Source organism: Sinorhizobium fredii NGR234, from assembly GCF_000018545.1.
Classification (GTDB): Bacteria; Pseudomonadota; Alphaproteobacteria; order Rhizobiales; family Rhizobiaceae; genus Sinorhizobium; species Sinorhizobium fredii_A.
In genome coordinates this window covers 134068-147577 of record NC_012586.1, presented here as the reverse complement: position 1 = coordinate 147577, position 13510 = coordinate 134068, and the positions used below count along the sequence as shown (strand labels likewise).

The following is a 13510-nucleotide window of genomic DNA, read 5'->3' as shown; positions in this document are numbered from 1 at the left end:
CCACAGTACACGACAACAGCTACTGTGCGTCGTCGATTGCGTACGGCCGGGCCTCTCTTGGTCCTCATTCCTGTGCTCGTCACAGGAATCCAGCCAGCCCAAGTCCTTCGGCGCAAAAGACTCTTCCGCGCCGCGGACGCGGCGCTCCTGGATCACTGTGACGAGCACAGGGATGAGGGCGAAAGGGCCTCCGCCAAGCCCAATTACGGTGTCGTGCCCGGTGAACGCGTTCACGCGGTGCGGACGCCGGCAATGCCATGGACGCGAACCGAGAGTTGATCATTCGACGGGAAGACGACGAGACTGCGATCCTCGCAAAGCTCGTTATCCGGATAGAGCGTCAGCAGGGCATCGAGCACCGCCAGCGCGCGGTCCTGAATGCCGAGCGTGGCCCTCGCTTCGCACGCGTCACGGAACACCTTCCGCCGACCGCTTTTTCGACCTCCGGCTCATTCGGTGGCGGACAAGCCACCTGTCAGGTACCAAAGCGGCGGCTGGGGAAGCGGCGGCGCTTCGTCTCGACGATAAACCGCTGAGGCTTACCGGGCGAAAGTTTACCTTGCCGTCCTGCGTGAGATCGGATTTCGCCAACGCTGCCGGCTCTTCTTCTAGCCGTGGTGACTGCGCCGGGTCTACCATGCCGAAACGAGCCTGCAACCACGCCCTGGCCGTTGCCGCGTCTGCTTCCGTCACTTCGCCGGCGGCATCACCGGCGAGATCAACCCGCGTCGCGCCGGCACGCAATTGCGCCAGGTATGCCGATTCCGATGAAGCCGCCCCTTTGTTCCGAGATGATTGCGCCCCCGGATTCCGGGATGATCTCGCCCCCTTGAGGCTGGGGTCCTGCTGGCTGTAGTTGTTGTCAGTTGATCGTGGTCGCGTGTCAAGATTTCCGGCGCTGGTTTTGCCGTAAGCTTTCGCCGGATAGGTCGATGCGGTGGGCATTGTGAACGAGGCGGTCGAGGATGGCATCGGCATAGGTTGGATTGCCGATGATCTCGTGCCAGGCTGAGACCGGAAGCTGGCTGGTGATGATCGTCGAGCGGCGTCCGTAACGATCTTCGAGGATCTCCAGAAGATCGTGGCGCGCTTGCTCATTGAGCGGTTCCAGACCCCAATCGTCAAGGATCAAGAGCTGGACGTGCCCGAGGGTTCGCTGCAGTCTTGCGTATCGACCGTCGCCGCGAGCCAAGGCAAGATTGGCAAACAGCCGCGGCACACGCTGGTAGAGAACCGAGCGATCGTCGCGACAGGCTTTGTGCCCAAGCGCACAGGCCAACCAGCTCTTGCCGACGCCGGACGGCCCGCAGATCGCCAGGTTGTCGTGGGCATCGATCCAGTCGCCGCCGATCAGCTTCATGAACAGCGCGCGATCGAGGCCGCGTTCACTGCGATAATCAACATCCTCCGGCACGGCCTGATGGCGCAGCTTGGCGAACCTCAGACGTGCGGCAAGCTTGCGATCGTAGCGCCAGCTCCATTCTCGCTCGAGCAGCAGCCCCAGCCACTCGGCATGGGACAATTGTTCGCTCTCGCCGTTGCTGATCAGTTCGTTGAACGCCTTGGCCATGCCGGTCAGGCCCATGGCGTTCAATTTATCAAGGGTCGGGTGGGCAAGCATAGGTCTTCTCCTCAGTGGTAATAGCGGGGACCGCGGATGTTGGAGTGGTGGATGGGTTCAGGTGAGGCTGTGCCGGCTGACGCTGGCGATCGGTCGAGATTGTTGTCGAGAATGGAGCGCACCGATCCATAGGTTCGCGCGCCGATTTCCAATGCCCGGCCGCACGCCGCATTGACCCTCTCGCGCTCGAAGGCTTTGACGAGGCGGATAATGCCCAGACAGGCTCTGTAGCCCTGTTCCGGATGCGGCCGATCAGCGAGAATACGTTCGCAGAGCAAGGCAACGTCCGATCCGATTGCCGATGCTTCGCGGCTAATGCGCTCGATCGTCCAGTCGGCAAAGCGGCGATGCGATGATGGCATGTGTTCGGGTGTTGTCGTGTGCTTGCCATTGCCACTCGAGCGTCGGTGGGCAGCGATGCGCTCACCTTTGTGGAAGATCTCGATGGTATTGGCGGTGATGCGCGCCTCGACCTGCTCACGGGCAAATCGGTAGGGCACCGAGTAATAATGTTTGTCGATATCGACATGATAATCGAGCCCGGCCCGGCGTATGCGCCATTCCGCAAAGACGTAGCGTTCGGCGGGCAGCGGCCGCAGAGCAGGATGGTCGATCTCTTCAAACAACTGCCGTCGCGTGCGCCCGACCCGGCGCAGAACACGGGTGTCGTTGAGATCGACGAGCAATTCACCAATCGCAGCATTGACGTCGGCAAGGCTGTAGAAGACGCGGTGGCGTAGCCGGCCCAGCAGCCAGCGCTCGACAATGCGAACCGCGGCTTCGACTTTTGCCTTCTTTCAAGTCCAGGACTGCAGTTCGTACTGACACTCAAGTGCGTATAGAGTTCGAGGTCACGCACCCGTTCCATCCGTGGCGCGGCCAGCGCTTCGTGTTGTCGACACGCAAGCAGAACTGGGGCGAGGATCGCGTCATGTTCTACGACGCGGATGGGCGGCTTCGCTCGCTGCTTGCGTCATGGACGGACGTCGCTGCACCCGATGTTTTCATTCAGATCGCGGCCGGTAGGTCGTTCGTGCGTCCAGATGATCTGGCAACCCTAGCCGCATTGATCGAGCAAATCGAGCGCAGCCATGGCGGCTGAATGCGTGTCAGGCAATTTATGCCGATTATGTAAATCTAATTATGCCGAATCATACGGGCGCTCACAGCGATAATTGCCTCTACATTGTAGTTATATGCAGCATAAACAGCCATATCGCCCGGCGTCGTTAGGTTGACACGTTCTCTATCGAGGCGTAATTTGATTTACACCACTAGGAAGAGGTTATGCCATGCCCAACGAGACCAAACGTGAGCGACTGCGCGAGCTCGGAGCACTCAATGCGCGGCCCGAAGCCGTCCGTGCACCCTGGTTTCGTGAGTCCACCTTCTTCGATCCTCTCGATCTCGTGCAGGTGAAGTACGAGATGCTGCGTCACGTCCAGGAGGATGGCGTCAACAAGGCCGATGCCGCCGCGCTTTTCGGTCTGTCGCGGCCAACCTACTATCAGGCCGAGGCCGCGTTCGAACGCGACGGCATTGCCGGCCTGCTGCCGCGCACCCGAGGGCCAAAGTCGGCCCACAAACTCACCGACGAGGTCATGCAGCTCATCGAGCAGAACCAGCATGCGGGCGCCCCGCTGCAGGCGCGCTCCCTGGCAGAACTGCTGCATTCGACGCTCGGCATCAGTGTCCATCCCCGCAGCATCGAACGCGCGATCGCCCGTAAAAAAAAACGGTGAGCCCCATGCACGCACCCCGGTGCTACCGCGCAGCTGCAAGGATTTCTACGAGACGCTGCGCACCGCCGTCCTTTGCGGTCAGGCCTGCGCCAAGGACATGGGCGCCATCGTTTTCCACGGCCTTTGGCAAGGGCTGGCGGTGCTGATCGCGCAGCCTCCCCCGCCGACGCATCGGCGGCTGGAATCACGGCCTACGGCTTCGGTCGCAGTGCACGATCGCCAGCTCGTGCACATGCTCGCCAACATGGTGCTGGCAGCAGAGACCCGAGGGAACCATGTCTACTGACATCGCCATAAAGGTTGACGCCGACCATCTGCGGCGTGATGCATTCCTCTACGTGCGTCAGTCCTCGCTTCGTCAGGTGTTCGAGAACACCGAGAGCACCAAGCGGCAATACGCCCTGCGCGATCGCGCCGTGGCGCTGGGCTGGCCGATCGAACGTGTCCACGTCATCGATAGCGACCTCGGCCTCTCCGGCGCGCAGTCGCAGGACCGCGACGGCTTCCAGCACCTGGTGAGCGAAGTGGCGATGGGACATGCAGGGATCGTGCTGGGGCTGGAAGTGTCGCGCCTGGCACGCAACAATGCCGACTGGCACCGTCTCCTTGAGCTGGCCGCCTTGTCGCGCACGCTCATCATGGACGAGGACGGCGTCTATGATCCGGCCTATTTCAACGACCGCATGCTGCTCGGCCTGAAGGGCACGATGAGCGAGGCCGAACTGCACATCCTGAAGTCGCGGCTGCAAGGCGGCATTCTCAACAAGGCGCGCCGCGGCGAACTCGAGATGCCGCTGCCGATCGGGTTGGTCTACACCCCTGACGCGCGGGTCGTGCTCGATCCCGACCGACAGATCCAGGACACGGTGCGGCTCCTGTTCGATACTTTCCGCCAGACCGGCTCGGCCTGCGCCGTCGTGCGCCGCCTGCGGGGCGAGAAGATCCTCTTTCCGCGGCGTATCCGTCGCGGCATCGGCAAGGGCGACGTCCTGTGGAACGAGATCGACCATTCCCGCGTGCTCCAGATCTTGCACAACCCGCGCTATGCCGGCGCCTTCGCCTATGGACGCACGCGCACCGCCTACAATGCCAAGCTGAAGCCCGTGCAACTGCGCGTGGCGAGATCCGACTGGCAGGTACTGATTCCCGACGCCCACGACGGCTACATTTCCTGGGCCGAATACGAACGCAATCAGGCAGCCCTGGAACAGAACGCCACCGGTTTTTCACCCGGCCTGCGTGGACGCATGCCCCGCCAGGGCAGCGGCCTGTTGCAGGGACGGCTGCTGTGCGGCCGCTGCGGTGCACGCATGCGGGTCCATTACGAGCCGTTCGAGGGGCGGCTGCGCCCATATTACGTCTGCAACGAAGCCGTCGTGCGACACGCCGGCAAACACTGCCAATGGGTGCGCGGTGCTCCGGTCGACGAGGCGGTGAGCGCGCTACTGCTGGAGGTAATGGCGCCGGCAGCGATCGATGTCGCGCTTGCCGTGCAGCAGGAGATCACCCAGCGCGTGGAGCAGGCCGCGGCGCTGCGCGGCACGCAGCTGCAACGCGCCCGCTATGAGGCTGAACTGGCCCGCCGGCGCTACCTGAAGGTCGATCCGGACAACCGCCTGGTCGCCGACGCGCTGGAAGCCGACTGGAACGCACGGCTGCGCGACCTCGACGCACTCCAGCGCGAGCACGAGCGCCAGAACGAGGCCGACCACTCGCTGCTGGACGAGCCAGCGCAGCAGCGCATCAGGGCGCTGACCGCCGATTTCCCGCGCATCTGGAACGACGAGCGCACCGGTGCCGTCGAACGCAAGCGCATGCTCGGCCTTCTCATCGAAGACGTGACGCTGCTCGTCGACGATGAGGTCAACATCAACATCCGTTGGCGCGGCGGGCGCACGCAGAGCCTGTCGGTGGCCAGACCTCGGCCTATGTCGGTGATACGCAAGACGCCGGCACAGGTCGTGGCGTTGATCAACGAGCTGCTGGAGGCCACCAACGACCGGCAGATCGCCGCTCGTCTCAACGAACTCGGGCATCGCAACTGGCGCGGCGAACCCTTCACGCCGAAGAAGGTCATGCTCGTGCGCCGCACCTATGGTTTGAAGAGCCGGTACGAACGGCTGCGCGAGGGCGGCATGCTCACCGGCGAGGAAGTAGCCCAGCAGCTCGGCGTATGCGAATCGACCGTTCACCAACTCGGGCGCAAAGGCACTCTCAAGCGTCATCGATACGCCAGCAACCATCGATACTTGTACGAACCGCCGGGCAACGTCAGACTCGAAAAAGGCGCCGGCAGTCGATATGGTGGCCGTCAACCCAGATTAATTGTCGCTCAACCACTCCAACAAGGTGCATCGTGATGTCCGCTCCTTATCGCGCGGCCGGCGCGGTCGCGTCGGAAGAACAGCGCTTCCGTAATGCGCTGCCATGCCGGCATAGGTGCGATTGACCTGCGGATCAAAATGGCAGGCCTTGATGACGGCGACCTTGGCATTATCGGGCACCAGCAGCGCCGGCGCACCACCGAACGCCTCAAGCGCCAGCAGGTGGCATTCAATCCAGTCGGGAAGTGTTTCGCTCCAGCGAGCATGTGCGAATGACAGGCTCGATGCCCCGAGCACTGCCACGAACAGGTGCGCTTGCCGCGTCTTTCCCGACAATCGGTCGATGACCACTGTGACCGTGTCGCCGGCATAGTCGACGAACAGCTTTTCGCCGGCCGCATGGTCCTGGCGCAGCGTCACCGGCAGCTTCAGGGCCCAAGCGCGATACAAATCGCAGTAGCGGCTGTAGCGATATCCATCGGGATGAAGGCCGATATACTCGTCCCACAGGATCTGCAGCGTCACATGCTTGCGTTTCAGTTCGCGATGAACATGCGCCCAATCCGGTTCAACGCTGCGCCGGTGACCGGTCTTCGTGCCGGCAGCTTTATAGAGAGCCGCTTCCAACACCGCATCGCTGACATCGTCGCCCAACGGCCAGGAAAGTCTGGCACGCTCCAAACGGCGCAACGTCTCGCGCACGGTCGAGGGGGCCGCGCCAACGCGCACCGCAATCGACTTGTGGCCAAGCCCTTCCTCAAATCTGTATCTCAGAATCTCGCGGACACGCCGCATCTTTAGTCTCTCCGCTGGCATCCCGTTCCTTCCCCTCTGACACTGAAAGGAGGAACGTCTCACCAGCAGGACACCCCGACAAACGACCCCGTTCAGGGGGCGGCATCATCTCGGAATCAGGGGGCAACTAATTCTCGGAATTGGGGGGCGGAATGATTTCGGAATGCGGGGGCGGCTTGCCTCGGAATCCGCACGCCAGGTATTTGTCCCTTCGGGTATAGGCGCGCAAGGCCTTGTTCAACTCCTCCTCGGACAGTTCGCTACCAAGTGCGCGAATGTCTCCCCGAATGCCGATCTTAAGCGGCTTCGGCTCTTTTGCGTCAAAGGCATTCGGCCATCGTTGCGACAGGCCACGAGTTCGTGAAGCATCCAGCCGAGTTCATCGATTTCATCTGTCGCGACCCCGCTTCCCAGGCTAACTCTCGGCCCAGGGGAGTGTTCCAGCATTGTAAAGCGATTTATTGGCACTATATTGCGGCGCAACATCACTGATCCTGCCAGGCCGATTATCGATGGCTGCAGGCTCCCTCTCAGAGTAAAGCGCGCGCTCCTAGCGCGTTATCGAAGGAGTCATTTCATGACAAATGCTATGAACAACCTCGACGTTGCAACCGGCCGAGGCCGCGTCGACATAGGTGGCGCTGTCAAGCAGTCTCGCGAGGCAATGGGATATAGCGTCGAGGACCTCTCCTTGACCTGCGGTCTCACCGGCGCCGAAATTACACGAATTGAACTGGGTACCGATGTCGACCCCGACAGGCTCAGGCGCATCGCCGCTGCGCTCCAAGTGTCAACCTCCACGTTCCACCTGGTTTAGCAGTATAGGTTCTCACTTTCCATCGGACACGAGCCCTTCACCATTCAGCGCGCAGCCAGCGCGGCTATCCAAGGAAATCGCGCCTCAGCCGGCTTCTTTGGCGCCGACGCCAGGGGTGCGGCCTCGCTAGTCCGCATTAAAGCGTTCAAGCTTCTTATTGAGCCAAAGATTCTGCTCCCGAAGCCGTTCGGCTAGCAACCTCTTGAGGCGCTTGTTGTCCGCGTCGAGAGCAGCAAGCTCGTCGCGGGAGACCGGATTGTCGACACTCCCGATCTGCGCGTCGCGATCCTTGTGCCCAGGCTTCGAGTTCTGGGCGATCGTCTGGGCCGGGGCGCGCTTGGCCCGCCTTCGAGGAGTCTCGGTTCCTGTCGTTCGAGGCTGCGCTGTCGGTTGGATCTCCCGTCCTTGCACAACCGCTTCGGCCGGATGGTCGGCCCCATGGTGCTTGGAGATTTCAACCTCGGCGCCGTCGGCGATTGGTATCGCTGCTAACGCAACGCCGGCATCGTCGGCGAGTCCGTTGACAGGTTCTGCATCGACCGGATCGGCCAGCCTGGGTTCAACCGAGTCTGGCGTTCCAAGTGCTTCATCTGAATTGAACAGATGCGACGCCGTCTCTTCCACGTCGCGGGCCAAAGCCTTGAGATCCGTGTCTCCCCAGATTGACTTCGTCTGGGCTTTTGGCTGTCGCCGCCCCGACTTGAATTCAACAACGAATCTCCGTTGTGGCGTCTTCATCTACTTTCGATCCCAAGCGAGCATAAAAAAGGCAAAACCGATTGGCGCCAGCGGCATCCACGCTGGAGCAGCCATACAGCCCTTCTTCGCGTCCTTCAACTGCTCGCAAACTCGCCCTGCGCGCCGTTCACCCGACAAGAGCGGGCGAACGGCAGCGCTTCGGTTGCCGCGGGAATGTCAAATGGAGCAAATAGAAGCATCAGGCGTAATCGAGCACGCCGGAGAATCGCTCGCCCTGCGCATTCCCGGTCCTGGCTAGTCCAGGCCGAGTCTCTTGCGCAGTTCGGTGTTTTCCTTGCGCAGCTTTTCCGCCAGCAGCTTGCGGAGCCGCTGGTTTTCCTCTTCGAGCTGGACAAGATCTGCCAACTCGTCACCGGCCGGCAGGGGCTTGGTGCTCTTGGTGTCTTTTGACTCGCTCTTGGCGGCCTTTGGCTCGGCAGGCTTGGCAGCACCTTTCCATTGATAGTAGGTTTGCTCTGATATGCCGGCGCCCTTGATAGCGTCCTTGAGGGTGCTGCCTCCGCTGACTTGCGTCTCGATCAGCTTGAGTTTCTCTTTCTTCTCTTGCTCGCTATACCCTCTGCGTTTGGCGGCCGGCGTCTTTGATTGAGCCGGCTCGGAAGCCGCCTTCTGAGACCGTGGCGACCTCTGCTTCTTAGCCGCTGGTGCTTTCACTTCCGCGTCCGCCGCTACATCCGCAGCAACTGGACCCGCATTACTCTCGTCAGCCATCAGCAATTCCTTCCTTTAGTGATCGCCTGTTTTCGGCTGAGTGCACCACAGAGTCAACACAACCATCAAGTCCTGCTTTACGGATCATTGCTGTTGGGCTTGTGCCTGGAACCTGACGATCAACGGTGAAAGGCACCCGGCTTCCATCTCAACAACGGCCCCGATCAGCCAGCGCGATCGTCAGCTTCAGTTGCTCGACCACCATGCTTCCAACTTTCTACCGGCACACTCAGGGTGCGCAGTATAAAATTCGAAAGGAGATTCGTTTTGAAAGTGGTACTTGAAAATTGGCTCGACCAGTAGGTCGTTCTCTGGTTCTATCTTGGCGTCTGTTTCCGGGTGCAAGGGCGTAGCAATGACTTACGACTGGGATGGAAAGCGCACACGTCGGCTCCAAATGCTCACGTCCGTGGGAGCTTTGGCAATAGCTGCTCTGCTGTTCGGCTCCGCCATGGCGGCACTGCAGTCGACCGATACGGATGGTCCGGCCGTAAGAACGGCTCTTCGATAAATCTCCAACGAAGCTGCATCCTTCTAAATCGGACTGAAAACGCGAGCATCACAAGGGTTCTTCCGTCGCATCGAGTAGTGGAAGGAGAGGGATTGATGAGTTCGGCTGTTCGGCTCAAACCTTGAGTTTCAATCCAATTGGGCCTGACGAGTTGGAAATGATCGGAAGGGCTTTCCAGGACGAGCTGCAGAGGCGAGCTCTGTCACGCCAGACTGAAGAAGCTGAAGCGCTCGCCGCAAAGCTGATCAACGCTTGTCAAGCAGGGGTTCGCGACGACCTGGGCTTGAGTATTGTCGCGGGGCTGTCCTGAGAAGCAGCGCGCCCAACGGCGAGTACGCACTGAGCCGATTGATGGCTGACTGCTCAGCAGGCTCTCGCACTCTTTCAAGTGAGTGGCGGCGGCGAGGCCGTCGCCGCGCCAGGCAAAGATGACGCAAGTGCACGCTTATCGGGACCGCCGCCAGACTCACGGTACGTCGAACCGCTCAAGCATCTTCGTAAGCTGACCGTTCTGCAGATGAAGCTTTTGAGCGAGTTGGATCCTCAGCATTTTGATGTCTTCATCGAGGGTTGTCGCTTCACGGAAGAACAAGTCACGTGAAGACAAGGGCTGCAATCTTTGATGCTTTGGAGCGACAGCGCTCTGAGCAGCCGCCTGGGGATTGGCTCTATTCCGACGTTCTCGGCGCTTGATCCGCGGTTTGCTTTGAGACTTTGTGCCTGCCACGCTTTTCGGAGCCAAGCAATTCGCTTCGCCCCCCGAGGTGTCGGCTTCAGAACCAGTAGTGGCTTGCGCCTTTTCAGCATCGATCGGCGATCTTAACGCTTGGGCGACGTCGCCTTCGCCTTGCGCCTGATCCGATACGACCGACACTTGATCTACCGGGACGTCGTCCTCGTGAGCAGGTGGGCTGGCCGCTACCTTCAGACTCAGCCGCAGTGCGGACCTATGCTTCTCATCGCTCTCGTGAGCCTTGGGATCGGTGTCACGCCTGATCGAACTCTCCTGCGCTTTCGTCGATGGCCGCCGCGACGTCAGTTGGGCAAGGAATTTCCACGGTGTTTTCATAGCGTTCCACCTTGAGCAAGCCGGACGGAGATCCTGTTGAGCATTGTACCCGCCCGGTCATCTTTGTGATGCGGCTGCGACAGGTTCGAACCGACCGAAAGACGCAGTTAACAAAGCCGCCCTCATCTGCTGAGGCGCCCTTCAACACCTTACCATGGCGAGAGCGAAATCCATGGGTCACGTGATGTGATTTGCAACGGTTTGCACAACTTCGTTCTCAGGACCGTTGTCGTCAATTTCCTGTTAACTGACGCCACTCTAGGGTGTTGAAAAGGTGCCAGTGCGCGCCATTTCGCCTCTGAAACACGGATCATGTCCCGGTTCGCCCCTTGCGAAGCCGATATCGGCAGCACGCTTTCCGCAACCGCGATGCGGGGCGCCATGAGAAAAACGCAACTGAGATCATCGGAGTAGCATGTGACTGTCGGCGCCGATTTCGAAGCCATCCTCAACGCAATCCCCGTCCCCATTATCGTCAAGGACGAGCAGTTTCGCTTCAGCTTCCTCAACGAGGCGGCTTGCGCGCTGGTTGGTCGACGACCCGGCGACCTGATCGGCTGCACCGATTACGACATTCATCCGACGGCAGAGGCGGATCGAATTCGCGAGATGGACAAACGCGTTCTTTGTACCGGCGAGGAGGTTTCGATCGAGGCAGAGATTGTCGTAACGGGCGGAGAGCTAAGGACGCTGCTGACAAGGACGTGTCGTGCCGAGCTGACGAGAGGGAATACGAGCGAAAACGTTATCGTGGCGACGATCCTTGACTTCACCGAACGGCGAAGGGCCGAGTCGGAACTGCACGCCAGCGAAGAACATTATCGATCGCTCGTGGAACTGCATCCACAGGTGCCTTGGACGGCCGATCCGTCGGGACAGGTTCTGGAGATCGGTCCGCGTTGGGAAAACACCGGCTTTGCCCCAAACGAAGCTCTCGGAGAGGGATGGGCGAAGGCAACACATCCGGATGACCTGGACCCCGTGCAGCAAGCGTGGGCGAAATCGCTTGAGACCGGAGAGCCGCTGGATATCGAGTTTCGCCTGGCGGCTGCGGAGGGCGGCTACAGTTGGTATCGCAGTCGTGCCGCCACACGCAGAGCCGAAGACGGAAGCATCCTTCGGTGGTACGGCACGGTCGAAAATATCGATGACCGCCGCAAGGCGCTCGAAGCCGCAAAGGAGAGTGAGGCCCGCTTCCGGGCAATCGCCGACGACGCGCCGGTGATGATCTGGGTGACCGGCGAAGACGGCGCCGACGACTATCACAGTCGCCTGTGGCTCGAGACAACGGGGCAAACCGCCGAGCAGGCGGCGGGGAAAGGCTGGTTGAATGCCGTCCATCCCGAGGACCGAAACGCGGTCGAAAGGGCATTTTACCAGGCTTTTGAGCGCCGCAAGTCAGTCCGGATGGAATATCGTCTGAAACGCGCGGGCGGAGGCTCGGCCTGGGTCATCGACATTGGACAACCGCGCTTCGCAACCGACGGGAAGTTTCTCGGCTTCGTCGGCATTGCGCTCGACATCACCGAGCGCCGCAACGCCGAACAGGAGCGATTGCTGGCGCAGAAGCAAATTCACCACATGGCGCGGCACGATGCGCTGACCGGCTTGCCGAACCGTCAGTTCCTGCGCGAAGAGTTCGAGCGCCTGTCGGACCAGATCGCCGCGGGGACGAGAATCGCAATTCTCTGCCTGGACCTCGATGGCTTCAAGGCGGTCAACGACGCCTATGGTCGCGCCACGGGCGACCTGCTGCTGCGCCGTGTGGCGGAGCGGCTACAGAACTGTCTCAGGCAATCCGACATCCTCTGTCGCCTGGGTGGCGATGAATTTGTCGTCTTGCGCGTTGGCATCAACAGCAATGCTGAGGCCCGTTTGCTGGCCCAGCAGCTGATCGATGTCATCGAAGCACCGTATGAACTCGCAGGCACGCATGTCGATCTAGGGGTAATTGTCGGACTTGCGGCTGCCCCGAAGGGTGACCAGCCGGTCGACGAGCTGATCAAGGCCGCGGACGTGGCGCTTGATCGGGCCAAGTCCGGTGGCCGTGGCACATACGTCCAATATGAGCCCGAAATGGATGCGCATCTGCAGGCGGTGCAGCAAATGCGGGTTTCACTGCGGCAGGCGCTCGCAAACGGCGATCTGGAAGTCCACTACCAGCCGCTCGTCGACCTTCATACCGGCAAGATCACGACGTTTGAGGCACTGGCGCGCTGGCCACATCCGGAAAGAGACCAGGTGTCGCCGGCCGAATTCATTCCTGTTGCCGAGGAAACCGGCCTGATTGGCTCGCTCGGCGAGTGGATCCTTCGACAGGCTTGCACGGAGGCGCTCAAGTGGCCGCCCCACGTCAGCGTCGCCGTCAACCTTTCGCCGCTGCAATTCAGGAACCAGGGGCTCGCCGCGACTGTGGGCGACATTTTGGAAGAGACGGGTCTGGAGGCCTCGCGTCTGCAGCTCGAGATCACCGAGTCGGTGTTGCTCGACGACTGCGACGGCAATCTTCAGATCCTGAAGGCGATCCGGCGGCTCGGCGTGAAGATCGCAATTGACGATTTCGGAACCGGCTTCTCGTCGCTTGGCTATCTCAGGACCTTTCCGTTCGACAAGATCAAGGTCGACCGCAGTTTCATCACCGATCTTCCGGATGGCCGGGAATCCTTGGCGATTGTCCGGGCGGTTGCCGCGATCGGCCGCTCGCTCGGCATCGTCACAACGGTTGAAGGTGTGGAGCGCCAGAGGCAGTTCGACGTGATCAAGGCAGAAGGCTTCGATGAGGCGCAGGGTTACCTGATCGCACGTCCCCTGCCCGCTGAGCAGGCAACGAAGCTCGCTCATTCCGCCCACGTCGAGACTTCCACAACCGAACGGGGATGAGGAACGCTCTGGTGTTACGCGCTGTCTCGCCGCAACCCATTGGGATGAAAGGACTACCGCCAGGGCTGTGGCCACTTGCACAACAGAGCCGGCATTTGCATAGCTGCTTTGTACAAAAAACGTTTCCCAAATGATCAAAAAACGATCATCATGCACACAGTTGATGCACATGGCGGTTTTCCTCCCAGTTCCGCTGCAACAGCTGTTCCCCTCTGGAGGTTCATACCTTCAAACTCACGGGCCGCGGTTTTTCCGGCGGCCCTTTTTTCTTCCGCGCTTAT

General features: G+C 60.7%; 13 protein-coding genes and 3 pseudogenes. 7 read left to right on the top strand and 9 right to left on the bottom strand.

Features of this window, described 5'->3' with window-relative positions:
• Nucleotides 1-245: 245 nt before the first annotated feature.
• From NGR_RS00765 to NGR_RS00750, 4 genes and pseudogenes are all read right to left on the bottom strand, one after another.
• Nucleotides 246-425, bottom strand: a pseudogene (locus tag NGR_RS00765) (helix-turn-helix domain-containing protein); the annotation flags it as partial.
• Nucleotides 409-945, bottom strand: a complete 537-nt coding sequence (locus NGR_RS00760) for a ProQ/FINO family protein (protein WP_164923785.1) — start codon at nt 943-945, stop codon at nt 409-411. The gene NGR_RS00760 and the pseudogene NGR_RS00765, both read right to left, overlap by 17 nt.
• Nucleotides 884-1621 (bottom strand): IS21-like element ISRel16 family helper ATPase IstB, encoded by a 738-nt coding sequence (gene istB, locus NGR_RS00755; RefSeq protein WP_012706223.1) that lies wholly within the window; start codon nt 1619-1621, stop codon nt 884-886. Before istB ends, NGR_RS00760 begins: the two co-directional genes overlap by 62 nt.
• Nucleotides 1622-1632: 11 nt before the next feature.
• Nucleotides 1633-2415: pseudogene (locus NGR_RS00750) on the bottom strand (Mu transposase domain-containing protein); the annotation flags it as partial.
• 38 nt (nt 2416-2453) lie between these two features.
• Here NGR_RS00750 and NGR_RS00745 point away from each other — a divergent pair.
• From NGR_RS00745 to NGR_RS00730, 4 genes are all read left to right on the top strand, one after another.
• Complete coding sequence (locus NGR_RS00745) at nt 2454-2723, top strand: DUF5372 family protein (RefSeq protein ID WP_010875067.1); 270 nt, start codon at nt 2454-2456, stop codon at nt 2721-2723.
• Nucleotides 2724-2913: 190 nt separating this feature from the next.
• A complete protein-coding gene (locus tag NGR_RS32740; RefSeq protein ID WP_010875068.1) occupies nt 2914-3363 on the top strand; it encodes a helix-turn-helix domain-containing protein in 450 nt (149 codons plus the stop codon).
• Between the two features lie 19 nt (nt 3364-3382).
• Complete coding sequence (locus NGR_RS32735; protein ID WP_010875069.1) at nt 3383-3649, top strand: transposase; 267 nt, start codon at nt 3383-3385, stop codon at nt 3647-3649.
• On the top strand, nt 3639-5723 hold the full coding sequence (locus NGR_RS00730) for a recombinase family protein (protein WP_010875070.1): 2085 nt from the start codon (nt 3639-3641) through the stop codon (nt 5721-5723). Before NGR_RS32735 ends, NGR_RS00730 begins: the two co-directional genes overlap by 11 nt.
• On the opposite strand, the pseudogene istA reads toward NGR_RS00730, so the two are convergent.
• A pseudogene (istA, locus tag NGR_RS00725) lies at nt 5697-6482 on the bottom strand (IS21 family transposase); the annotation flags it as partial. The gene NGR_RS00730 and the pseudogene istA sit on opposite strands and share 27 nt — an antisense overlap.
• 127 nt (nt 6483-6609) lie before the next feature.
• Nucleotides 6610-6771: a ProQ/FinO family protein gene (locus NGR_RS00720; RefSeq protein ID WP_240545151.1), complete on the bottom strand. Its 162-nt coding sequence runs from the start codon at nt 6769-6771 to the stop codon at nt 6610-6612.
• A gap of 288 nt (nt 6772-7059) precedes the next feature.
• Between NGR_RS00720 and NGR_RS00715 the strand changes: the two genes are divergently transcribed.
• Complete coding sequence (locus tag NGR_RS00715) at nt 7060-7299, top strand: helix-turn-helix domain-containing protein (protein WP_012706220.1); 240 nt, start codon at nt 7060-7062, stop codon at nt 7297-7299.
• Between the two features lie 126 nt (nt 7300-7425).
• On the opposite strand, the gene NGR_RS00710 is transcribed toward NGR_RS00715, so the two are convergent.
• Nucleotides 7426-8037 carry a hypothetical protein gene (locus tag NGR_RS00710; RefSeq protein ID WP_012706219.1) on the bottom strand — a complete coding sequence of 204 codons (612 nt, stop codon included), beginning with the start codon at nt 8035-8037 and terminating at the stop codon, nt 7426-7428.
• 255 nt (nt 8038-8292) lie between these two features.
• Nucleotides 8293-8769 (bottom strand): transposase, encoded by a 477-nt coding sequence (locus NGR_RS00705; RefSeq protein ID WP_012706218.1) that lies wholly within the window; start codon nt 8767-8769, stop codon nt 8293-8295.
• 668 nt (nt 8770-9437) lie between these two features.
• On the opposite strand from NGR_RS00705, the gene NGR_RS32220 reads away from it, so the two are divergent.
• On the top strand, nt 9438-9590 hold the full coding sequence (locus NGR_RS32220; RefSeq protein ID WP_012706216.1) for a hypothetical protein: 153 nt from the start codon (nt 9438-9440) through the stop codon (nt 9588-9590).
• A gap of 156 nt (nt 9591-9746) precedes the next feature.
• On the opposite strand, the gene NGR_RS00700 is transcribed toward NGR_RS32220, so the two are convergent.
• Entirely contained in the window at nt 9747-10349 is a 603-nt protein-coding gene (locus NGR_RS00700) for a hypothetical protein (RefSeq protein ID WP_012706215.1), read from the bottom strand.
• Between the two features lie 417 nt (nt 10350-10766).
• Between NGR_RS00700 and NGR_RS00695 the strand changes: the two genes are divergently transcribed.
• Nucleotides 10767-13229, top strand: a complete 2463-nt coding sequence (locus NGR_RS00695) for a sensor domain-containing protein (RefSeq protein WP_012706213.1) — start codon at nt 10767-10769, stop codon at nt 13227-13229.
• Nucleotides 13230-13510: the final 281 nt, after the last annotated feature.